This is a genomic window from Nostoc sp. DedQUE04, assembly GCF_034530995.1.
Classification (GTDB): Bacteria; Cyanobacteriota; Cyanobacteriia; order Cyanobacteriales; family Nostocaceae; genus Nostoc.
Genome location: NZ_JAVRCA010000093.1, coordinates 1 through 22924, shown reverse-complemented (window position 1 = coordinate 22924; position 22924 = coordinate 1). Strand labels below are relative to the sequence as shown.

Sequence of the window (22924 nt, the reverse complement as noted above, 5' to 3'; positions counted from 1 at the left end):
GGTTGAGTCCACTCTGGGGATAAGGGGCGAGGGTAAAAGTATGGAATTTCCCCTTACCCTTTAACCTTTAACATGCACCCCAACCGGAAAGCAAAAGTTACTTTTACAAGATGTCTACTGTCGATCGCAAAGTAACAAAAAATTACATTGCTAGCCAATATATATAGAATAGAGATGCCTTAATTTCGCGTTTCTGCATTTTACTTGTTTTGGCGATCGCAAAAAAATCCCTTAATTCTTATTATTTGTCGTTACCCACATCTTTTTATCTTTAGCTTAGTTGCTATTGTGCCTCGAAATACAATTCCAAGGCTAATAGTTCAAGTTCTCTTAACTGGACTAAACAACAATTCACCTCAAGTTCGGTTAAACACTTATCCGAACATGATTTAAGTCCACTTGAGTGAACAGTAGCTCAAAGCCACAGAACTTAAGTTTTAGACAAGATATGGTTTATCATAATACTTTAACTGTCACCAAAATGTGAGTAATGACGAGATTTTCAATTATGGGGATTCTCTTTTTGCTTGTTAAAGCCTAAATTGGTTCAAATGACTACGGGGATTATAAGTACGTATAGCCCGGATTTTTTCATAATATTCCCGCTCTTGTTGGCTGAGGTCTTTTGGTGGAACGATCGCCACTTTCACCAACTGATCGCCGCGTCCACCTTTGGAGAGGGGCCAACCTTTGCCACGTAAACGTAGAGATTGACCAGAACGCACTCCTGCTGGTAGTTTGACATTAACTGAACCATCGGGAGTGGGTACATCAATAGACGCTCCCAGAGTCGCTTCATCTGGTGTGATTGGCACTTCGCATACCAAGTTATCGCCTTCCATTTGGAAGAAGGTGTGCGGCTGAAGTTCGACTTTTAAGTATAAATCTCCCCGTTGTTGAGTCATGGGGTTAATCTGACCTTTGCCCCGCACCCGTAGGCGAGTACCAGTTTTAGCTCCAGATGGGATATTGACATCTATTGTTTCATTACCTAAACTGAAGCGCTTTTTCACACCATTAAATGCTTCAGCAAAAGTTAGAGCGATCGCAGCTTCGCTATCCTGCCCAGTACCCGCACCTCCATCTTGAAACCCAAAATCGTTAAAGCTGCTGCTAAAATGAGTTGAGGTACCTGGAGAAGTGCGGTAAGAGTGACTTCGTGCCTGACTTTGGCGCGCCCCACCACGAGGGGGAGGGCCACCAAAGCGTCCTAGCAACTCATTAATGAACTCATCAAAATTGCCATATTGACTGAAGTCAAAGTTACCCATATCGGGAGCAGCACCACCAGATGGGAAACCTTCACCAGCTTGTTTCCAATATTGACCGAATTGGTCGTACTTTTTGCGTTTATCTGGGTCTGACACAACTTCGTAGGCTTCGCTAACTTCTTTGAAGCGTGCTTCTGCCTGTTTGTTGTTTGGGTTGACATCAGGGTGATATTTGCGGGCTAGTTTACGAAAGGCTTGTTTAATTTCTTCTGAACTGGCAGTCTTGCTGACTCCCAAAATAGCGTAATAGTCCTTGAAGTCGGTTGCAGCCATCTACCAGCCTCCTAATTAGAAATTCCCGTTATGTTTATTTTTGAAAATGAGATATTTAATTTGCCTGGTATAGTGCCAAACAAAAGAATATGATTTTAAATTAACAAAAAATATAGAAAATCAAGTGTGGTTCTCGCTCACCAAGGAATCGCAATTCCCGTACTCCGATTTTTCTGATAAGCGGCTCAGGCTGTCTAATCCTTCTCCTCGACTTGGGGGAGCATCCCGGAGTTGACGGTGCATCCGCAAAATAATTTCTTCTGGAACTTGGCGCGATCGCTTTTTATTCCGTGCCAAACACAACCAAACTGGTGTATCCACCCAAATTCCCCCAATGTCGGTAAAGCCCAAGTTACGTGCTAAAGCAATGACTTCACGACGATTGCGGCGCTGGGCATTGGTGGCATCAAAAATAGCTGTATTAGTTGTGGAAATAGCTTGCTGAAATTGCCGTTCAATTTCGCGCCAAATCAGTAGCCACGGCCCTTGAACAGCTTGGGAACCGAACAATTTCCCCCGAATGGCATCGGTAGAAATTAGCGCCATTTCAGGGGATTCTGTCAGTAATTGTTTTGCCAAAGTTGACTTCCCGCTACCTGGAAGACCAATCAATAAGATGAGTTTAGTCATTAGTTATTTGTCCTTTGTCCTTTGTCCTTTGTCATTTGTTACTTGTAAGTATTAACCAATGACTAATGACTAATGACTAATGACTAATGACTAATGACTAATGACTAATGACTAAATGATGGTTCCATCAGGAATTACAGCATTTTTCAGTACGACAACGATGCCACTACGGATGTAGAAACCTTGACTTTCTCGGTCAGCTTCTTGCACGTTATCTTTATTGATGATTTTGACATCGTGACCGATACTGGCATTTTTATCAATGATCGCACCGCGAATAATCGAGTCAGTACCAATACCTACAGGAATGTCACCTTTTTCTACGTTACATTGGCGTTCTACAAAAGCTTGATAAAAATCTGCACCCATGAGTAGGGACTCTTCGATCACACAACCAGATTCAATTCGCGATCGCACTCCCAAAACTGAATGTTGAATGCGGCAATTTTTCAAAATGCAACCTTCGCCAATAATTGATTCTGTGATTTGGCATTCTAAAAGTTTACTTGGAGGTAAGTAGCGAGCGCGGGTATAAATTGGTGCGTGTTCATCGTAGAAACTAAAGGGTGGCTGAGGCTGCTGAGTTAGGGCTAAATTGGCATGATAAAATGCTTCGATTGTTCCAATATCTTCCCAGTAGTCATCAAAAAGGTAAGCTTGAACGTTGTAATCTTTAGAGGCATCAGGAATAATTTCTTTGCCAAAATCAGTCCTTTCTGTACCTTCTCTCAACAACTTGAACAAAACCTCTTTTTTAAAAACATAAATCCCCATTGAAGCGATGTAGGGCTGTTGCTGGGCTTGTTCTTTTGATAATCCCAGTACACTTGTATCAACTTGCATTTGGCGTAACGCTTCACCTTTGGGTTTTTCGCTAAAATCGATTACCCTACCAGAATCGTCAATTTTCATCAAGCCAAAATCTGAGGCGCGGCGCTCATCAATGGGGATGACTGAGAGAGTAATATCAGCCCCCGTTTCCTTATGGCGCTGGATAAACTGCCGATAATCCATGCGGTAGAGGTGATCGCCTGAGAGAATTAGGTATTCTTCTACATCCCATTCTTCCATTAACCACAGGTACTGACGTACAGCATCGGCTGTACCTTGGAACCAGTTGGGGTTTTCTGGTGTTTGTTGTGCTGCTAGAACTTCTACAAACCCTTCATTGAAGCCAGTAAAGTTATAGGTACGGGCGATGTGACGATTCAGGGAAGCTGAGTTGAATTGTGTCAGGACGTAGATTTTGAATATTTCGGAATTTATGCAGTTACTAACAGGGATATCGATTAAGCGATACTTACCCGCCACTGGTACTGCTGGTTTAGCGCGTAGTTTGGTTAGTGGGTAAAGCCGAGTACCCGCGCCACCACCAAGAATGATTGATAATACTTTCTTCACAAAATTTCTCCTGACTGCCTTTCAACTCTCACTCTCAGTTTAGGACTGTCTGCCACCACAGGTAAGGGGGATCGTCTGATTCTTTGGGATGAATTTTACAGAATCCTACTGGTGATGGATAGTGCGGCTGACAAGGAGAAAAATAGAACATTTGTATTAATTGAGCTAAAAAGTGTAGGAAGTTTCAACTAGACCGCCCTCACGTAGGATTTTATCTCTGTGAGAGACAGCTTGCAAGGCGAAGAGGTAAATCGTCTGTAACAAACCTCGTTATAAAAATAAATCTAAAAAAGTTCTATGTGTAATCCGTAAAATATTGTTTTTATAGTGTATCCACTTACAGTTAGCTAAAAGCCAGCTATTAAGCTCGACTTTATCCATTTTTGGCTACGGGTCATCACAAATGTAGGCGATCGCTACAAAGATGTGGGTTTTGCTGCATACATAACATTTAAATACAGCCTTGGTGAATACTGATGACACAAGTAATACACTGAGGCTGAAGGAAAATTGTGTGTATCTTGCCATGAATACAACAATACCATTTGAAATCGCTAGTATCCTACTACCGTTTAGGGTGCTGTTTACCAAGCCAGTCTGGTGTCATGTCCAAACTTTAGTAATGGGAGCGATTTTAACAACAGGTAAACGTACCATTACTTCGGTACTTGTAGTCATGGGACTGAATCAGGAGGAACACTTCCAAAATTATCATCGTGTATTAAATCGCGCAGTCTGGTCAAGTTTGGAAGCAAGCCGAATTTTATTAATGCTCATGGTAACAGTGTTTTTACCAAGCGGGCCAATCATCATGGGAATAGATGATACGATAGAACGCCGTAAAGGCAAGAAAATTAAGGCAAAAGGAATATATCGAGACCCAGTATGTTCAAGTAACAGTCAAGTTGTGAAGGTTAGCGGCTTGCGATGGTTATCAATGATGCTGTTAGTAGAAATTTCTTGGGCTGGGCGTGTTTGGGCATTACCTTTTCTCACAGTTCTTGCACCATCGGAACGTTACAGCCAACAGTATAAGCTTCGTCATAAAAAACTGATCGATTGGGCAAGACAGATCATATTTCAGGTCAAACGGTGGTTGCCGAACAGAGAATTGGTTGTAGTTGCAGATAGTAGTTTTGCTGCACTGGAACTCCTTGCCGCAGTCAGCCAAGCTGTAATGCCAGTACATATAATCACTCGGTTGCGTTTGGATGCTGCTTTATACGAGCCAGCACCCGAAAGAACTCCTAATACGATGGGACGACCCCGACTTAAAGGAGCAAGATTACCCAATCTTGAGCAAGTGCTTGTAGATACACAAACTCAATGGCAAATAATCAAGGTTAACCGTTGGTACGGGGAAGGAGAACGCCAAGTAGAAGTTTTCACTGGAACTGCGGTTTGGTATCACACAGGTTTACCTGTAGTTCCAATTCGTTGGGTATTAGTACGTGACCCACTTGGTAAATTTGAATCACAGGCTTTGTTATCTACAAATCAAGAATATTCTCCTAAACAAATCTTGCAGTGGTTTGTACGTCGCTGGCAGATAGAAGTAACTTTTGAAGAAGTGAGGAAACATCTAGGAATGGAAACTCAACGGCAATGGTCAGACCAGTCAATTGCTCGTACAACACCTACATTGCTGGGATTATTTTCCTTGGTCGTGATTTTGGCAGACCATTTACAAGCTAATTTTTCTTGGACAATGAAACAAACAATTTGGTACTCCAAAGCTTTGCCTACTTTTTCCGATGCACTGGCTTTAGTTAGGCGATTTTTATGGGCTAGCACTTTTTCCACATCTTCCGAAACCACTCAAATGATAAAAGTCCCTCTTCTTTTATTTGAGCGTTTGAGAGATATTGCTGTTTACGCTGCTTGATTGAATTAAAAATGGATAAAGTCGAGTTAAGAGGATGTTTGAAAAGTCTAATTTACTACTAGCCTTGGCGACTAGAAGGCGCACGCTAGGTGTTTCGAGTCGGCAAAATTGCCCAACGCACTGGATAGGCTACACAGACACAACCCACATCTGGGGGTTAGAAAACTCTTAATTTTGAATTAGTCCACATTCGCGTAGCGTTCCGCAAGAAAAGTGGACTTTGCTTGTGTACTAGGGAATTCTATTTGCCTAATACTTTTCAAACATCCTCTAAGTTAACTTTCTAACTTAATTTAAAAACAGGGTAACAGATATATGCCGAACTTTAGAATGGGTTGGTTGCCAGATCGTCCAGATTTTAGAGACTATTGCCTAGAGAAGATAATCGAAGACTCTAAGAACAAAGAAAGAATTAAACTCCAAAAAGCAACTTTAGTAAATGATTGCACGTTACAAATAGAGAACAGAACAGTGGTTCAAAAGAACGGGAGGGAAGATAAAAAGCAAACTAGCTTGCTCTTACCCTTCAAAGAAGCAACAGACCAAAGTTCGGCAAGTTTGCAATATCCAATAAATATACATTTACCTTCTTATGTAGATTTGCGGCAATGGTGTTCTCCAATTAAGCAGCAAGGAAACCTTAAGTCTTGCACTGCAATAGCTGGCGTTGCTTTAGTAGAATATTTTCAAAGAAAGATAATGGGCGAAGATATAGATGTCTCCAGCCTCTTTCTCTACAAAGTTGCACGAAAATTGATGCACTTAACTGGAGATACTGGAGCATCGACCCGCTTCACAATGAAAGCAATGGCATTTTTTGGCATACTTCCAGAAGAATATTGGCCTTATGAAATTGAGAATTTTGACGAAGAACCACCTGCTTTTTGCTATGCCTATGCTCAGAATTTTCAAGCACTTCAGTATTTTAGGCTTGACTTACCTCAACTTTCCAAAAAACAAGCATTAGTTCAAATCAAAGCTTTTTTAACTGCTGAATTTCCTGTTATGTTTGGGTTTACAACTTATAGTTCTATTTTTAATAAGAAAACTGTAAAAACAGGAAAAATTCCTTATCCTACTATAGGCGAAAAGATATTGGGTGGCCATGCAGTTGTTGCCGTTGGTTATGACGACAATAAAATAATTGAGCATCCCAAAGATAAGTTAATTAAAGACCATAACAAAAGTTTTCCAACTCAAGGAGCTTTCTTAATTAGAAATTGTTGGGGCGAAGATTGGGGTAAAGATGGTTATGGTTGGCTACCCTATGAGTATGTATTACAGGGGTTAGCTACTGACTGGTGGTCATTGCTTAAAAATGAGTGGATTGATGAAGGGCAGTTTGAGTCGATTGCTAGGGATGGTATTCTCCTAAACGGAAGTTCTAATAAAAATAATCAAGAAAAGACAAAGGTAGAAATTCCAGATAAAAAAAATAGCGATGAAGATATTTCATCTGATGACAAGAACAAACATCCCACTATCGGCGATCATAACCGTTCACGGGGGTAAATCATTTAAAATAGCATTCTAAATAATTAAGTTGTTCACTTTTATTTAAAAGAGCATATACCAGATTGGTAATTCAAATAATCTGGTATATTTTTCTTGGTTTGTAAATATTCTTCTAAGAATTTACAGCTATACTTTAACAAATTTTCAACTTCGGGGGTAACATCTGTTCTAGAACTGCTTTGCCACTTCCAGAGTCTTACAGTTTCATCATTACTGGAAGAAGCAATTATATTGCCATCACGACTAAACTCTAGCCGATTAACTTTGGCAGTGTGTCCTTCAAGAGTTGCGATTAAAGAACTTGAACTTTGTCCACTAATAGCTTTATCTACATTCCACACCTTTACAGTTTCATCATTACTACCAGAAGCGAGCTTTTTACCATCAGGACTAAAATCTAAGCCGTATATTATACTTTTGTGAGCATTGATTATTGCTATCGGTTTTTTCTGTTGATTTTTAGTATCCCAAATATATATATCACCATCATCACCGGCAGAAGCCAGTAAGTTTTTTCTCTGTAAACTGTATCTAATTATGTACAAAGCTTGTTGGCCATGTGTGCCAATGTTTTTTGGGAGAGTATCCTGTTTTTTCCAATCCCAAATTCTGACACTACCATCATCATCGACGTAAGCAATTTTTGAACTGTCATTAGGGTCAATGTCTAGACTGTTAACTCGATGTTGTGTATTTACATCTCCCTCCTTTTTAAGTAATTCTTTGACATTTAAGGTATTAATGGGTTGAGGTGGATTATCTTGAGTATCAGTGCGCCAAACTTTTATGATTCCATCCCGATCGCCAGAAGCAATAATTTTATCATCTCGACTAAAACTAACATCATAAACAGTATCATTATGACCTTGAAAAGTTTTTATTAGTTTATGTTCTTTCGCACCTATATTCCAAAGTTTGAACGTTGTATCTTGACTTGTAGAGGCCAGAAATTTACCATTATGGCTAAATCTTACACTCCAGACTCCATCATTATGTTTGGGCAAATCGTATAAGAACTTGCCATTTTTATCCCAAATCTTGATTTGGTTGTTGACACTAGCAGAGGCTATTTTCCCGTCAGGACTAAAACTCACACCCCAAACCTTATTTTTATGACCTTCTAATCGATTATGCTCTTTCACAGTATAGATAATGGATTGCAGTTGCTTTAGTTGATTAGTGTGTTTTCCATCTACTTTCTTTAATCCCTGTAGTGCTTGCACACTTGCCATTAATGCTTCAAGTTGCTTATCGGCATCAAGTAATGTTTGAGACAATTTAATCCATGTATTGACTTCTCCCATTTTGACTACTTGTGCATTATTTTTTTCGGATTTAACCCACAACCCCGCTAATGCAATTGATATAACTGCTAAAACTGCAACCGCTTGAGTTCGTTGCCTTTCAGCTTTAACTTTGGCTTTTTGCTGTTTAACTTTTTCTTCTTCTGCCTTGGCTCTGGCTTCAGCTGCTTCTCGCAATTGGCGTTCTTGTTCTAATTGAGCTTGAACTTCTCTATCGCGTCTCTCCAAACTCTTATGCAAAAATTCTGCTTCTAGTGGCGTAAGTCTGGGCTGAGTCTTATTCACCCACTCAGAAATTACAGCCAAATTTGCACCCGCCAACAGTGCTTCATCCGATTTATTAAATCTTTGCACCCATTCCTGGCAATCTTCCTCTAAAGAACGACTGAGACGAATATTTTCTAGATTTTCGGTAATCCAAGTGTTTAATAATTTCCACTCAGATAACAGTGCTTCATGAGCAACTTCTACAGTATCTCGATCGGTGATAATTAAACGTTGTTGAGAACCTGCCAGTAATCCTACAACCCTTTGCAATTGTTGTGGAGAATCTGCAACTACTTCTAATCTATCCCAGGTAGCACGCCGCCGCGTCACTTCTCCAGCTTCACCTAACTGTACTAATTCCATAAACAAGCAACGCGCAAAAGCTTGATCTACAGTTGTTAAACTTTGATACAAAATTGTCGCTCGTTTGTCTAAAGCTCCTTTAACCCCACCAATTTCTTCATAACCTTTATGAGTTAAAAGCGGTTTTGGCGATTCAGGTTCTTCAATGCAAACTCGCCACAATTCTTTAAGCGCATATTGCAGTATGGGTAATGCACCCGGACGGTTGATGACATCAGCGAAAATTTGTGAAACTAAACCATGCTCAAATGTTACACCATGCAATTTTGCTGGTTTTTCAATTGCTTCTTCTAATTCAGTAAAAGACATTATTGGCACGATGAATGATGTCGGAGGGAAACTATTAATGAGAGTAATAATTTCTACATAGTCAGCGCATTTGTTTAAAAAATCACCGCGAATAGTCAAAATTATGCGTGTTTGTCTCTCAATCGTCTTGACTTCCTGTACTATTAAGCGGATAAAAGCTTGGCGTTCCTCATCGTCTTGGCAAAGGGTAAATATTTCTTCAAATTGATCGATAAACAATAATTGGAGTTGATTTTGCTGCTGTTGTCGATTCAAAATATCAACCAATTTACCTAAAGGATGTTCTCCTGGTGTAAAAGATGCGATCGCCCATTGACTACTTCCAGGGAGGCGATCGCCTTTTAGTTGCGGCAACAAACCGGCTTTTACTAAAGAAGATTTACCACTACCTGAATAGCCAATTACAGCCAAAAATCGACTCTCTGCTAAACGCAAAATTAGTGTGCGAACCGCTTCATCTCGTCCACAAAAATATTGCGCTTGTTCTGATTCAAAAGCATAAAGTCCCCGATAAGGATTTTCCTGATTGAAAGCAATTTTTTCTCCTGTAGGAATATCTAATTGGGGATAAGTAACCAGAGTAATGGAACGTCCCCAACCCATCCGAATCGGTTCCTGTACGGAACCTTTCAATTCGTTGCTGACAAAATCAAACAAGCGATCGCCACTAATTCGCCTACTATTACTACTTGCATTTTCTATTGCCAATCCCTTAACAACTGCGCTTGTGAAAATACTATATTCTTCACTCTTAATTACTCCGGCGCGTTCAAAGCCACGACAAGCTGTAATTAAGTAATAATCTTTTTGCGAACTGAAAGCGTTAAGAGTTCTTTCTATTAATTGTCTTTCTAAGAAATAGCCGCTATGACAGCAATCGAGTAGCATCACTAAACTACTCAATTGCGACTCTTGAATTAAATCGTTGAGGCTATCCAGAGGAATACCATATTTTTGTTCAACATTTTCGTTATCCTTAAATTCAATCTGACAATCGGAACTTGCCAAATATCCCTTTTGTTGCCCTAAATTGTCAGAAATAGTAAAACCGTGTCCGCTAAAATAAATCAGGGCTTCATTATTATCAGCTTGCTCTAGTAAAAAAGTTCTCAAATCTTGCCCAAGTTGAGCGCCAGTAACTTTTGACGCTGCCATTTCATAGCCATTTTTCTCTTTATTCCAGCGCTGAGGTAGTCTTTGCACAGACTGGAAATCACCATACTGCTCTAGGAGTTGTGCTATAGCCTCAGCATCATTTGTAGTCTTCGACAAACGCGATAATGATGGGCTGACATACTCGGCGATGCCAATAACAAGCGCGTATCGTGCCATTTAACACACCTTGGGTTGGTAAATGCGGGATAATCTTGACAGACACAATGATGGCTGTGTTGCTAACAACAACACCATCTGTTATTTTTCCGTAAGCAAACTGAAATTTATTCAGATACGTTACAAAACTTTAATCGAGGTAGCTTATGTCAGAAGTACAGCAAATATTTTTCCAAGCAGATGGAGAGATTGAGCAGATTGAGATTAACGTCACAGCCACCGAAATAACTTCGGAAATTGAGGAGGACGATGATGGCATAGAATACAAAGATGTACGAACAGATGCGATCGCTAGGATGCAACAAGCTCGGCAAATGATTCGCTCTTATACTATTTATGCTCTGAGTGCTTTTAAAGACTTTAATACTGCGGATATTGAGGAGGTAAGTCTTAAATTTGGCATTAAGCTGGGTGGGAAGGCTGGCATTCCTTATATTACCGAAGGCTCTGCTGAAAGTAATCTGGAAATTCAAGTGAAGTGTAAGTTTCCAGAAAAACCAAAACCTGATTCACAGTAACAGCAAAAAATTATCTACACATCATAAGGGTAAGCAATGCCGATTAAACGCCCAACTTCGGTGTATTTATTCTCCTATTAACCAAACCTAATTGCTGCGATCGCTTCAAATACTTCACCCAAGGTTGCTCTGACAACTGGGAAATGGCATTTGGTGAAAGTGTTGCTGTGAAAATATCTTTGCCACTGCTAACACCATTGACACCAAAGCTTTCTAAAATAGCAGTTGCAGCAGAGTTTAAAATTGGTTCAGTATGGATAAAAACTGCCAAACTAGCTTCTTCTGAATCTTTAACATCATTTAGCACTGTCGCAAGAGCGGCATCTAGTTTCTGATAATTCACCAGCAACTCCTTGGTAAACAGGGTAGGCAATAATTGTCTACCCTAACTTATCAAATTTATCGGTTGTTGTTACCTATCCTTGTACAGAAATAATATCCATCATTCTCAGTCTAATTACAGATTCAAAGCGTTAATTACTCCATAACCCCATTTATCATCAAATGTGCCTGCGGGTTTGCCGGGAATTGCACTATTTTTACGTAGTAAGTCTTTCACAGCAACCGGATCGAGTTTAGGATCTCGCTGCAACAGCAGTGCTACTAACCCACTTACAAACGGTGTCGCCATACTCGTACCAGCCTGCACCACAAACTTGGAATTAATCATCGATGAGCGGTCAAAATTTGCATCGGCGGAAAGCGTCGAAACAATCATTGCTCCTGGTGCTGCTACATCCGGCTTCTGTCCATCATTGCGTAGAGGGCCTTCACTACTGAATTCCGAAATAGTGTCCAATTCTAAGCCCATTTCTCGCACTTGGCCATCAATATCTGTGTACTTGGTTTTAGTAGTATAGGCGGCAACTGTAATTGCACTGCTGGCGGCTCCCGGCGAACCAATTTTTAAGGCATCTTTCACACTTTTACCAGTGAAAAACACTGATGAACTATCATCTAGCGTCCACACATTTAAACATGTGTCAGTTGAAGAAGTGTTGCGGACTCGCAGCTGCCAAATACCTCCCATGACTTGCGAGGGGTCAATACCGCGTATTTGCACAAAGAAATTATGGTCGCCGTTGGCTTGGTCTGGTGCTGGTGTCGCTAATTGCACCCGTGCATCTGGTAACTGGTAATCTTGGGCGGCATTACCTTCAGTAATGATTTTTTGGAAGGGAGTAACAAAACCGTTAGGACTCCGCACAGATACTTCCAATTCGCTGTCTTTGGCATACCAAGCGTTTAACCAAACTATGCCTACTTGATTCAAAGGAACATTGAAGCGCATACCACGAGTGCGTCCACTGGGTATGATTGCTTGTCCATGAATGTTATCGTTTCCTTCGTTACCCGCAGCACAACAAACAATTCTTCCTGGCCCAGTTTCGGCATCAATAACTTTAGATAAAGAATCGCTACCATCATGAGCATCAGCGTGTCCGCCCAAGCTGAGATTCACCACTGCTGGGCGTCCCAACTCCCTAGCAACTCGGAAAATATAACGCACACCATCTGCAATGTGGGCATCCTGTAAATCTGACCTGACGACAACTAATTCCGCTTCTGGTGCGACACCGCCATAACTAGCATCAGCACCGGCGGCAATGCCAGCGACGTGAGTACCATGACCGCCAGTATCCTGAGAAACTGTTAGTTGCGCTCCCGTAAATTCAGCCCCATAGCCGCCCTCTGTGACTCCTGGCCCTGGCAGTGTTTGATCCCAAATGTGTAAAATTCGTCCAGCAAAGGCGGGGTGTTTCGGATCGATGCCACTGTCTATAATGCCGATGATTACTCCTTTACCAGTCAATCCGGTTTGATTCTTAAATTCCGGCAGTTTGACTGTTCCCATTGCAGTGTCCATCCTCAAATGAAGTTTGCGTGATGGCTTAATCCGCCGAATCACATCTTCTTCAGATAAGACATCTAAACTATCTATCGGTAAGAAAGCTGTCCGCACACTCCCGGAGTTTTGATTGACTTCAATATTATATTGTGATAGATAACTTAAGTCTGCATCAGGGTCGCAGTAGATAAAAACGACGCTCTTAGTGGGCTTAACTGGGCTTTTGTGAGCAATGATGCCAAGCGATCGCTTGTGTGTAACTAAAGCTCGATCTCCTTCATTTTGATAGTCTTGATATGCCAAAAGTAGCCCAGGGGAAAGTTTTTCGTGTCTCATTTTTACCTCAAACTCAATTTATTTGCTGTCAGCTAAGTAGTGATTTTAGTAGGATAAGTCGCTCTCACATTAATGCAGTCTATGTATTTTTTTAGCCTTGATTATTTGATGCGACTATAGTTATCTATTTTTTTATAGATAACATCAAATAAGCTTAGGAAATGGTAAGTTCTTCCTAAGACAATTGCTAATTCATAACTCATATTTTTGAATTCTGTCTCCCCGATCGTAATTTTCTGTGGCTCGTGATACATTTTTGAGCAGCCGCATCTCAGAATTACCCAAGACTGGAGTCACTAGGAAATTTTATGAAGCTATTAAACTAATCCAGTTTCTCCCGAAATCATTACGGACAAGGTAAATAAAATAAAATTAAGAAGAATTAAGGAATAAGTAAAAAAGATAAATTTAATAAATCTCTGCATTCACCTTTTTGAATGGGTTCTGGTGCTGCTCCTAATCAAACCCCGATGTTCATCCAATTAAGACTGATAACATTTGCGTATAAAACAGCATCAAAAAGGCTAAATCGCTAATGACTACTGAGAAATGACAGATTCTCTATCATAAGTAAGAGTCATAAAGAAGCTAATATTTGCAACGATCGCTTCTAAACATACAAAGAGTTATTCATGCAAATTCAAACACCAGACTGGGTGAAGCACGCTGTTTTCTACCAAATCTTCCCAGATCGTTTTGCCAGAAGCAAACAGCCGCGCAAACGGTTATTGCAAGAAGCCCGTTGGGAAGATTGGGACTCTATGCCAACTCTCCAGGGCTATAAAGGCGGCGATTTATGGGGGATTATGGAGGATTTAGACTACATCCAGAATTTAGGGATTAACGCGATTTACTTCACACCCATTTTTCAATCCGCCAGTAATCATCGCTATCATACCCACGATTATTATCAAGTTGACCCAATGCTGGGGGGCAACGAAGCTTTTAAGGAATTGCTCGATGCAGCCCATCAACGGAATATCAAAGTCGTTCTGGATGGGGTATTTAACCATTCTAGCCGGGGTTTTTTCTTTTTCCACGACGTTTTAGAAAATGGCCCCCATTCGCCTTGGGTAAATTGGTTCAAAATAGAAGGCTGGCCCCTTTCAGCATACAATGGCGAATTTCCTGCCAACTACGTAGGCTGGGCGGGAAATCGCGCCTTGCCAGAATTTAACCACGACAATCCAGAAGTACGCGAATACATTATGGAAATTGCCGAATATTGGATTAAATTCGGCATTGATGGTTGGCGATTGGATGTACCATTTGAAATAAAAACTCCTGGTTTTTGGCAGGAATTTCGCGATCGCGTCAAAGCCATCAATCCCGAAGCTTATATTGTGGGCGAAGTCTGGGGAGATTCACGCGAGTGGTTGGATGGAACGCAATTTGACGGCGTGATGAATTATCTATTTGCTGGGCCAACAATTGCCTTTGCAGCAGGCGATCGCGTAGTCTTAGAACAAGTCCAAAGCCGCGACTATCAACCCTACCCACCCTTATTTGCTGCCGAGTACGCCACCAAAATCCAAGAAGTACTGCAACTTTACCCTTGGGAAATTCAGCTAACTCAACTCAATTTGCTTGCAAGTCACGATACAGCCCGATTGATGACCATTGCAGGCGGCGATATAGCCAGTATAGAATTGTCAACTCTACTGTTACTCACCTTTCCCGGCGCGCCCAGCATCTACTATGGTGATGAAGTTGGTTTACCTGGTGCAATAGATCCCGACTCACGCCGTGGCTTTCCTTTAGAGAGTAACTGGAATCAAGAAATTTTTAATACTCACCACCAGTTAATTGCCCTCCGCCACACTTACCCAGCCTTGCGTACTGGTGATTACCAAGTTCTCTATGCTCAAGGACAACTTTATATCTTTGCGCGAACTTTGGGGACAGAGGAATTAATAATTGCCATCAACGCTGGCACAAGTTCGGCAACAGCGAATGCAGATGTCGCTACTTTGCGTACTCAACCCAACAAGCCTTTATATGGCACTGCTGAAGTTGAGTGGAATAGTAAAGGAGATCGGCAGTTGTCATTGACTGTTCCCGCACGCAGTGGGTGCATTCTGGGGACTGGGGATTAGGTATTGGGGACTGGGGAACTGGGGAGAAGTTGCAGTAAGTTTTTTTCCTCTGCCCCAATGCCCGATGCGCCATGCCCCATGCCCAATTACATTACCTTCCCGCCACCATTGCAGGCATCAACACTGCATCGATAACGTGGATCACGCCATTGTCTGCCAGAATATCTGTTTTTAGGACATTGGCGTTATTTACCTTAAATTTACCGTCGGCAGATTCAATGGCGACAATTGACCCTTCAAGCGTCTCTGCCTCATTAATCTGTACCAAATCATCAGACCTGACATCCCCACTAGCGATATGATACGCCACAATTTTCTGGAGCTTGGGGATATCTTGTAGTAATGAGTCTAAAGTTCCCTCTGGCAGATTAGCAAAAGCTTCGTCAGTCGGTGCAAAGAGCGTGAAAGAACCAGGGCTTTTCAAAGTTTCTATGAAATTTCCAGCTTCAGCAGCTTTTATTAGAGTATTGAAATTACCTGCTGCGATCGCAGTTTCCACAAGGTCAGCCATGAGGGTGCGTTATTTAATACTACAAGTTACTTATAAAGTGACTAAAATATCTTAGCCTCTATCAATAGAGAGGTTGCTGGCGATTTAACAGACAGCAGTAGACTGATTTAGTACTGTTACACTGGAGAATGACCCCAAGAACCACTGATTATGCTAAAGCGTTCTAAGTTCGAGACAACTCAATCTCAGATTATGCACCGTGCTGAGGATCTGATTAGTGCAGCCTCAAATCGATACCGCATTACGGTTCAGGTAGCAAATCGTGCTAAACGTCGGCGTTACGAAGACTTTGAAAGTAACGAAGATGCGATGATGAAGCCGGTGCTAAGGGCAATAATCGAAATGTCCGATGAGTTGACTCAACCAGAAATTATCGGCGAACTATAAGATTGAGTGCTGAGTGGTAAGTGCTGAATTCTGAATCAGGCAAATTCATCTTTTCACTCAGCAACGCCCAAAATATTGTTCTATGAAAAAGAAAAAATTTCTATTTAAATCAATTTTCTCAAAACTCACAACTCAGCACAAGCGAAACGCCGAGCTACCGCTAACACTACTACTACTTACTTTAATACTAGTGAGTGTAATTGTTTTAGGTTCAATAGCGGATAAATCAATACATAGAATATTTAGTATCCAACCTGCTTCTGCCCAGAGAATCACGCCTAGCGATGTTTGGCAGCTGGTGTATCAACAATTGCCAGATTTTCCACGGGAAAATAAGTATATTAGTAAAGAAAATGGGAAAGTTGCCGAAAACAACACTTTAGCAAATCGTCTAATTAGATATCACATTTATACCAAAGGGCGGGCCCCCATTTATCGCTTAGATTGGAAGTTGACTTTAGCTGATTACCTGGATGTGAACGAAATTATGTATGATACTACCTATCCAGGGAATGACTCACTACGGGAAAATCCGATAGAAGGCGATCGCAAAGCTATCAAAAGTCTCACCCGCAGCCAACGAGATGCTTTAGTACAAGTCTTAGTCAATATATTTAATCCTGCTTCCCAAAATACCCTATCTCCTAATTCCAATACAGCACCCAGTCCGACTACATCAACTACCCCACAGCCACCACAACGAGGAGGTGCCGAACTCCTAAAATGATAAATTTTCCTTGTTTTGAAACAACTCGGTTTTGACCGAGAAGGGTGTGGGGTGTGGGGTTGCAGGTATTAGATAAAGAACGTTCTCCCGCACCCAACGGGTACAAGCCCCTGTTTTTAAATATGGAAAAAATCAAAAGATGTATGTAGTGACACGTATGTGCAAAATATACAGCGTCTGTTTTGAAACCCCTGCTTTTAAGTATGGGCTTCCCCACACCCCACACCCTATCCCCTACACCCTTTTCATTCAGCACTCAGCTATATTTGCCAACAATTTGACTCACCTTGATAAAGGTACTGTGCGCCTCTACCCGTTTACCTTATTTAACGTGAGTTCGATAAACCTCTCTCTGCCTTGAACTAAAGTTCAAGGCTGTCCCTCTCCGAGTCGGAGAGGGACGATTTTGCCAAGTAAAATCAGGGAGAGGTCTTTTTGATTGAGCGAATTTTGCGGACACTATATAAGCCGTCGAATTCACGTTTATTTAGACAGAAATCGCTATAACTCATTGAGAATGCTAGAAGTTATTAGGCAAAGGTAACAAGTCACAGTAATATAAATGTACTAATATAATTCAAAGCAGAGAAACTCATGCCATACCAAAAAAAACAAGAGGGTGGTTATTGCTGAGAGACTAATGCTACCTTAAAGCCACAAATTGATTCACCATCACTGCCAATGCCAGCATACCCAAAATTGTCATTAATCCCGCAGGCATAAACTTGCGTGTTTTTGCCAGTCTCAATGCAAAGAAAACTACTAAAACAGCAGTAACTAACACTGCTAAAATCGCACCCCAAGTTTGTCCTTGGAGTTGAAAGTAAGCGGCCAGTATTAGTAATAAACCGCTAATGCTACCACTTAAGAGTGAAACCTTACTTGTAGCTTGAATGTAGCCAATAACCCCACCAACAATCGCTAATATACCGTAGGCAAAAGCAGCAATTATACTTAAATTCATTGTTAAAACCTATGTAGACTTTGACTTTACTGCCAGGGTCAGCAGACAATTTACCATAGCTATCTAGCTATACCACACAGTTGATTTATGGATAATCAAGCGATGCCAATGGCAAATACTTCTTCATATACAAAGATTCAATATCTCCAGCGTCAAGCAGCCTCACTTTTACTGTACCAATCTGTTCTGCAAGGCGAAGTCGGGATAGCATTTCTGGAACTGTTGCAAGCTATACGTTACACTGACACCGATGCACGGGGTTGTCTCCAAGCTTACGGCAATTACTTTTACGCTTTGGCTGCTAGAAATCAAAACTGGGAAGACTATTTAATTACTCAAATTCTCTTCTGTGAGAATCCTTTTACAAGGCTGGCGGGAGTGCAAGAATTTGAAGATTTGCCCCCAGCTTTAATAACAGCAGTTCAGCATGATTTACAAGTATTGCAAAGTCTTTATGAGTGTAGCAGCGCTTCTTTGAGCGAGTGGGTACAAAACGTAGCTCATATGCCGATTTCACCAGTAGTGTGGTATAAAGAGCAAGAATTGCTAGGAGTAGAGACAAAATTCATTACATATCTACAAGAGTTAGATAATTGGGGTGATGCTGTAGAAGAGTTAGCAGCTTATTATCGGCAATGTGGCTCTGGTTTATTTGCAGAATATCGCGCTTTACGCTGGCAATCTGGGCAGTTTATCGGTATTAAATATTCTGACCCGGTTAAACTGAGTTCGCTTGTCGGTTACGAATCTCAAAAAGATGCTTTGCTGAAAAATACAGAGTTTTTATTATCAGGAGAGATGGCACTGCATGTATTACTTTACGGTAGTCGCGGTTCTGGCAAATCTTCTTTAGTGAAATCTTTGTTGAATGAATATAGCGATGCCTCCGGCAAGGGCAAAGCCCAACGCAGCCTCCGCTTATTAGAAGTGGCAAAATCTGATTTAAAAGACTTACCAGAAATCGTGGAACATTTACGGGGTGTGTCACATAAATTTATTATCTTTGTCGATGACCTTTCATTTGAAGAAGATGATGATGCCTTTAAAGCCCTTAAGGTAGTTTTAGAAGGTAATTTAACGGCGCGACCGCAAAATGTAGTTGTGTATGCTACTTCCAATCGCCGCCACTTGATTCGGGAGTTTTTTGTGGATAGACCTACCCCCAAGGATAACGAGGAAATCCATGCCTGGGATACGATGCAGGAGAAGCTTTCGTTTAGCGATCGCTTTGGTTTAACCTTAACTTTTGAACCAGCCAATCAGAAAACTTATTTAAAAATTGTACAACATCTAGTGGCACAAGCTGAAATTAATATTACCCAAGAAGATTTAGAATTTCAGGCATTACAATGGGCAACTCGTCATAATGGTCGTTCTGGACGTACAGCACGGCAGTTTGTTGATTTTTTAAAAGCAGATTTAACAATTTTTCATGCAAATAAAAATATATCCAACACTTAACATTAAAATTATTTCATTAATGATTGCACTTTTTTGTAACTTCCAGAACAATGTTATGCAATATTAACTACAATTAAAGATTTCATAACAATTACGATCCCAAATCTGGGAAAAATATCTTGAATAACAAACAGAACAATAAATTACAAACCACTTACATTAAGTATTTTATGTATATGTGTTGTTTAATTACGAGTTACGTTAGCGTAGCGGTAGCGAGTCCACGTACTCTTTCAGAGAAGCAAGCTACGCTTTTAGCGTCTCGTAGAGAGCGTCATTACGAATTATAAATTACTATGAAAGCTACTTATTCAGATAATTTAACTACGCTAAAAACCAGCAATATGCAATCAGTAACGATCGGCAATAGATTTATACTAGTGATAGTTGCCTTTAGTGTGAGTTTTGGTCTTAGCCTTGTCCCAAGCTGGGATTTTAATAAAGCCTTTCTCACAGGTGTAATTACTGCCGTTACTATCCATACAACAGCATTATTCATAGACAAGCGGCGTAGAAATTATGAAATGTTTGTTTTAGGTTCGCTCCGCAAGCGAATTAAAGATATGGAGGAATTAAAGGCTCGTGTTGTCAGAGAAATAAATCAAATTGAAGAACATCATAATTTACTATATGCTGAATCACAACAGCTGCAAAATCAAGTTATAGAAAGTCGTAGCCAAAGAGATAGTTTACATCGAGAATTAAGAGCATTTGCCGGACAAAAGAAGCAATTAGAAACAGAAGTTAATAGCCTGCAACTTGAAATTAATAATTTGCAGAATAATCAAACTGAATTGAACAATGCTTTTTCTATTCTCACCGCAGAAAAGCGCCGTTTAGAGTCAAATTGTAATGTATCTCGCGCTGAAATCGCTCAGTTGCAAAGTCAAATTTCCGAGCTACAACACGAGAAACAAGAAATTGAAAGTAATTTAACTCTTTTAGGCAGACTCAAACCCCAATTAGAAGAAAAATTATACGAACTGCGAATTGCAATTCAAGAGCTAGAAGTTGAGACAACCCAAAGTAATCAATTGCTGGTAGCAACCAAAACCGAAAGAGAAAATATCCAAGCTATCCTGAGTTATTCCAAAACCCAACTAACAGAACACAAAGCCGAATTACAACAGTTACAAGCACAAGTTTCATTATTGCAAGAAGAACGAGACTCATTACAAAATCAAGTATGGGAATTACTACAACAAGTAGAAACCTTGAATCCAGAGCCTTTATCTGATAATTCCCAAGAAGATGATATTGAGTTGTTTCCATTTTCCGAAATAATTGAATCTTCTGATATCATTGAAAAATCGGAAGTTGAGACATCGGAAAATATCTCTGAAGAATGGACTAATTTTCTCGGAAATCTTCCGGGATATGAGTTACAAGTATTAAAAGCTATAGTTGAACAAGATAATCCTAATAGTGCTATTAAAACAATTGCCGAAGCAAATATCACTATGCCAAATTTATTAATCGATTCTATAAATGAACGTGCAAATGATACTATTGGAGAATTAATAATCAATTCTGATTCCGAAAGTCCAAAAGTTTATCAGGAGCATATAACAGATGTCAAAAAAATGATTGCGATGTATGAAGGTCTCATGACCAGACATACTTCGTCAAATTAAATTGTTATTGCCGTCGTAAGATTTAGTAGTAAGATGATATCCCTTACTTACCGCGTGCTTCTGCGTTTAGAATCAAGTGAAGTGTAATACATGGCAAAGTTCAAAATCTCGAAGAAAATCTCCACTGCTTTAATCAATTCCCTTGGTGCGGGGGTAGTACCAAGAGTGGGAGTTGAATATATCGCAGTAGGTCGAGAAAAAGAACTAACAAGCCTATTACAAAATCTCGATGATATTGCAGAAGGTGTCGCAGCATTTCGCTTCATAATTGGTAACTACGGTTCTGGGAAAAGTTTTTTATTACAACTAATTCGTAATCGAGCGATGGAGCAAGGTTTTGTAGTAGCTGATGCTGATTTATCTCCCGAACGGCGATTAGCTGGAAGCAACAATGAAGGTGTTGCTACCTATCGAGAATTAATGAGCCACCTCGCTACAAAAACTCGTCCTGATGGTGGTGCTTTAGTCTCGATTTTAGAAGGATGGATTAATAAAATTCAACAAGAAGTGGTTAAAGAAACTGAAATGCGTCCCAATGACGATGGTTTTGATGACCAAGTTGAATCGAAAATTAGGGAAGTGGTTCAGTATATTGAAGATTTAGTTCACGGTTTTGATTTTGGTAGCGTGATTATCGCTTATTGGCGTGGCTACCGATTGGATGATGATAATTTAAAAAATGCGGCGATGCGCTGGTTGCGAGGAGAATTTACTACTAAAGTTGAGGCGAAAGCAGCTTTAGGAGTGCGCGTTATTATTGATGATGATAGTTGGTATGACTATATAAAACTGTTTGCTAAATTTGTTGCTGAAATTGGCTATAAAGGACTGTTAATTTTAGTTGATGAAGCTGTACATTTATATCAAATATCTACCACCGTTACACGAGAAAAAAATTATAATCGACTCCTCGCAATGTTTAACGACACCATGCAATGTAAAGCAGAACATCTTGGCATTGTTGTTGGTGGAACAACTAAATTTTTAGAAGACCCCAAACGAGGACTTTTTGCAGACCAAGCTTGGCAAAGACGCACCAAAGAAAGTCGTTTTGCTGCACAAGCTAATGTTCAAGAACATTTAGGGCCAGTGATTCGGCTAAATCCGTTGAGTGAAGCAGAAATATTAACGCTTTTGCAACGTTTAGCTGAGATTCATGTGCTCAATTTTGGCTATGAACAGACTTTGACAAATCGTGAGTTGAAGGAGTTTGTGCAAGAAATTATTAATCGCCTGGGTGCAGAAGCATTACTGACACCAGGAGAAATTGTGCGAGATTTTATGAGTGTGCTGAATATTCTTCACCAAAATCCAGGAATTGTGTTTGGTGAATTAATTCATGGCTCTAAATTTAAACCTACTGCTATGGGTAAGGATGCAGATGTGGATGAGGATGGCGCAGCCGAATTTAGTTTGTAGTTTACTCTCTAGTAATTGGTAAGCCTAGCCAATCGCTAAGTTCATAAGCTAGCCAGTCAAGTTCTGGAGGAGTGACAGGAAAAACATAAAATTCACCAGTTAAAATTTCATAATTTTTGCTTCCTGCCCAGATTGTCAAAGAAGGTTGATTATAGATATCTTTACTTCGTTCTAGACGTAGAATATCTTGTCTATAACTTGGAGATGGGTGAAGATGTTTAATTCCAAATAATTCATAAATCAGGGAAATTTTGTCATTATTAATATAAATCTTCTTTTTACCCAATATACCTATGAAAAGAAAAATAAATAATATAATTGCAAATGATAAAATTATTATACAAAATGCTAATACTAAAATATTTAGAATATCATAAAACATTGTTAAAATAGGGATAAATGAAAGAATTATTATAGATATAAACCTCATCCACCTTGAGAACTGGAGTTTTTCAAGAAGATATATTAGTTT

General features: G+C 40.2%; 18 protein-coding genes and 1 pseudogene. 9 read left to right on the top strand and 10 right to left on the bottom strand.

All coding sequences use genetic code 11. The features are described 5' to 3' along the window. Positions 1 to 530: 530 nt before the first annotated feature. From RM049_RS36155 to RM049_RS36140, 4 genes are all read right to left on the bottom strand, one after another. Positions 531 to 1544, bottom strand: a complete 1014-nt coding sequence (locus tag RM049_RS36155) for a DnaJ C-terminal domain-containing protein (RefSeq protein ID WP_322688830.1) — start codon at positions 1542 to 1544, stop codon at positions 531 to 533. A 120-nt stretch (positions 1545 to 1664) separates the two neighbouring features. Next, the gene (locus RM049_RS36150; RefSeq protein WP_322707648.1) at positions 1665 to 2174 is read right to left on the bottom strand and encodes an AAA family ATPase; all 510 of its coding nucleotides are present in this window, start codon (positions 2172 to 2174) and stop codon (positions 1665 to 1667) included. A 111-nt stretch (positions 2175 to 2285) separates the two neighbouring features. Then, a complete protein-coding gene (locus RM049_RS36145; protein WP_322673776.1) occupies positions 2286 to 3575 on the bottom strand; it encodes a glucose-1-phosphate adenylyltransferase in 1290 nt (429 codons plus the stop codon). Positions 3576 to 3962: 387 nt separating this feature from the next. Beyond that, the gene (locus RM049_RS36140; protein ID WP_322707647.1) at positions 3963 to 4103 is read right to left on the bottom strand and encodes a hypothetical protein; all 141 of its coding nucleotides are present in this window, start codon (positions 4101 to 4103) and stop codon (positions 3963 to 3965) included. On the opposite strand from RM049_RS36140, the gene RM049_RS36135 reads away from it, so the two are divergent. Continuing rightward, positions 4102 to 5460 (top strand): transposase, encoded by a 1359-nt coding sequence (locus RM049_RS36135; RefSeq protein ID WP_322707646.1) that lies wholly within the window; start codon positions 4102 to 4104, stop codon positions 5458 to 5460. The genes RM049_RS36140 and RM049_RS36135 overlap by 2 nt on opposite strands. A 315-nt stretch (positions 5461 to 5775) precedes the next feature. After that, positions 5776 to 6972 carry a C1 family peptidase gene (locus RM049_RS36130; RefSeq protein WP_322707645.1) on the top strand — a complete coding sequence of 399 codons (1197 nt, stop codon included), beginning with the start codon at positions 5776 to 5778 and terminating at the stop codon, positions 6970 to 6972. A 41-nt stretch (positions 6973 to 7013) separates the two neighbouring features. Here RM049_RS36130 and RM049_RS36125 read toward each other — a convergent pair whose 3' ends face one another. Further along, positions 7014 to 10550, bottom strand: a complete 3537-nt coding sequence (locus RM049_RS36125; RefSeq protein ID WP_322707644.1) for a caspase family protein — start codon at positions 10548 to 10550, stop codon at positions 7014 to 7016. A gap of 146 nt (positions 10551 to 10696) precedes the next feature. Here RM049_RS36125 and RM049_RS36120 point away from each other — a divergent pair, with 146 nt between their 5' ends. Next, entirely contained in the window at positions 10697 to 11068 is a 372-nt protein-coding gene (locus RM049_RS36120) for a CU044_2847 family protein (RefSeq protein ID WP_322673779.1), read from the top strand. A gap of 43 nt (positions 11069 to 11111) precedes the next feature. Here the strand turns inward: RM049_RS36120 and RM049_RS36115 are convergent, their stop codons facing one another. Together RM049_RS36115 and RM049_RS36110 are read right to left on the bottom strand one after the other, a co-directional pair. Next, entirely contained in the window at positions 11112 to 11411 is a 300-nt protein-coding gene (locus RM049_RS36115) for a hypothetical protein (RefSeq protein ID WP_322707643.1), read from the bottom strand. A gap of 114 nt (positions 11412 to 11525) precedes the next feature. Beyond that, positions 11526 to 13253: a S8 family peptidase gene (locus tag RM049_RS36110; protein ID WP_322707642.1), complete on the bottom strand. Its 1728-nt coding sequence runs from the start codon at positions 13251 to 13253 to the stop codon at positions 11526 to 11528. Between the two features lie 632 nt (positions 13254 to 13885). Here RM049_RS36110 and RM049_RS36105 point away from each other — a divergent pair. Then, on the top strand, positions 13886 to 15349 hold the full coding sequence (locus RM049_RS36105; RefSeq protein ID WP_322701838.1) for a glycoside hydrolase family 13 protein: 1464 nt from the start codon (positions 13886 to 13888) through the stop codon (positions 15347 to 15349). A gap of 91 nt (positions 15350 to 15440) precedes the next feature. Here RM049_RS36105 and RM049_RS36100 read toward each other — a convergent pair whose 3' ends face one another. Further along, entirely contained in the window at positions 15441 to 15860 is a 420-nt protein-coding gene (locus RM049_RS36100) for a fasciclin domain-containing protein (RefSeq protein ID WP_322707641.1), read from the bottom strand. A gap of 150 nt (positions 15861 to 16010) precedes the next feature. Here RM049_RS36100 and RM049_RS36095 point away from each other — a divergent pair, with 150 nt between their 5' ends. Both RM049_RS36095 and RM049_RS36090 read left to right on the top strand, forming a co-directional pair. Beyond that, complete coding sequence (locus RM049_RS36095) at positions 16011 to 16247, top strand: DNA-directed RNA polymerase subunit omega (protein ID WP_094351515.1); 237 nt, start codon at positions 16011 to 16013, stop codon at positions 16245 to 16247. Positions 16248 to 16329: 82 nt separating this feature from the next. Then, the gene (locus RM049_RS36090) at positions 16330 to 16974 is read left to right on the top strand and encodes a hypothetical protein (protein WP_322707640.1); all 645 of its coding nucleotides are present in this window, start codon (positions 16330 to 16332) and stop codon (positions 16972 to 16974) included. A 643-nt stretch (positions 16975 to 17617) separates the two neighbouring features. Here RM049_RS36090 and RM049_RS36085 read toward each other — a convergent pair. Continuing rightward, positions 17618 to 17938: a TMEM14 family protein gene (locus RM049_RS36085; RefSeq protein WP_322688837.1), complete on the bottom strand. Its 321-nt coding sequence runs from the start codon at positions 17936 to 17938 to the stop codon at positions 17618 to 17620. 87 nt (positions 17939 to 18025) lie between these two features. On the opposite strand from RM049_RS36085, the gene RM049_RS36080 reads away from it, so the two are divergent. From RM049_RS36080 to RM049_RS36070, 3 genes are all read left to right on the top strand, one after another. After that, positions 18026 to 19399 carry an ATP-binding protein gene (locus RM049_RS36080; protein ID WP_322707639.1) on the top strand — a complete coding sequence of 458 codons (1374 nt, stop codon included), beginning with the start codon at positions 18026 to 18028 and terminating at the stop codon, positions 19397 to 19399. A gap of 296 nt (positions 19400 to 19695) precedes the next feature. Then, a complete protein-coding gene (locus RM049_RS36075) occupies positions 19696 to 21033 on the top strand; it encodes a tellurite resistance TerB C-terminal domain-containing protein (RefSeq protein ID WP_322707638.1) in 1338 nt (445 codons plus the stop codon). Positions 21034 to 21123: 90 nt separating this feature from the next. Next, a complete protein-coding gene (locus RM049_RS36070) occupies positions 21124 to 22452 on the top strand; it encodes an ATP-binding protein (RefSeq protein WP_322707637.1) in 1329 nt (442 codons plus the stop codon). 1 nt (position 22453) lies between these two features. Here RM049_RS36070 and RM049_RS36065 read toward each other — a convergent pair. Continuing rightward, positions 22454 to 22924: pseudogene (locus RM049_RS36065) on the bottom strand (hypothetical protein); the annotation flags it as partial.

Bases quoted from the DNA above. Each gene is read 5' to 3' on its own strand.
- RM049_RS36155 (WP_322688830.1), bottom strand. From the start codon at position 1,544: ATGGCTGCAACCGACTTCAAGGACTATTACGCTATTTTGGGAGTCAGC.
- RM049_RS36150 (WP_322707648.1), bottom strand. From the start codon at position 2,174: ATGACTAAACTCATCTTATTGATTGGTCTTCCAGGTAGCGGGAAGTCA.
- RM049_RS36135 (WP_322707646.1), top strand. From the start codon at position 4,102: ATGAATACAACAATACCATTTGAAATCGCTAGTATCCTACTACCGTTT.
- RM049_RS36140 (WP_322707647.1), bottom strand. From the start codon at position 4,103: ATGGCAAGATACACACAATTTTCCTTCAGCCTCAGTGTATTACTTGTG.
- RM049_RS36130 (WP_322707645.1), top strand. From the start codon at position 5,776: ATGCCGAACTTTAGAATGGGTTGGTTGCCAGATCGTCCAGATTTTAGA.
- RM049_RS36125 (WP_322707644.1), bottom strand. From the start codon at position 10,550: ATGGCACGATACGCGCTTGTTATTGGCATCGCCGAGTATGTCAGCCCA.
- RM049_RS36120 (WP_322673779.1), top strand. From the start codon at position 10,697: ATGTCAGAAGTACAGCAAATATTTTTCCAAGCAGATGGAGAGATTGAG.
- RM049_RS36110 (WP_322707642.1), bottom strand. From the start codon at position 13,253: ATGAGACACGAAAAACTTTCCCCTGGGCTACTTTTGGCATATCAAGAC.
- RM049_RS36105 (WP_322701838.1), top strand. From the start codon at position 13,886: ATGCAAATTCAAACACCAGACTGGGTGAAGCACGCTGTTTTCTACCAA.
- RM049_RS36100 (WP_322707641.1), bottom strand. From the start codon at position 15,860: ATGGCTGACCTTGTGGAAACTGCGATCGCAGCAGGTAATTTCAATACT.
- RM049_RS36095 (WP_094351515.1), top strand. From the start codon at position 16,011: ATGCTAAAGCGTTCTAAGTTCGAGACAACTCAATCTCAGATTATGCAC.
- RM049_RS36090 (WP_322707640.1), top strand. From the start codon at position 16,330: ATGAAAAAGAAAAAATTTCTATTTAAATCAATTTTCTCAAAACTCACA.
- RM049_RS36085 (WP_322688837.1), bottom strand. From the start codon at position 17,938: ATGAATTTAAGTATAATTGCTGCTTTTGCCTACGGTATATTAGCGATT.
- RM049_RS36080 (WP_322707639.1), top strand. From the start codon at position 18,026: ATGGATAATCAAGCGATGCCAATGGCAAATACTTCTTCATATACAAAG.
- RM049_RS36075 (WP_322707638.1), top strand. From the start codon at position 19,696: ATGAAAGCTACTTATTCAGATAATTTAACTACGCTAAAAACCAGCAAT.
- RM049_RS36070 (WP_322707637.1), top strand. From the start codon at position 21,124: ATGGCAAAGTTCAAAATCTCGAAGAAAATCTCCACTGCTTTAATCAAT.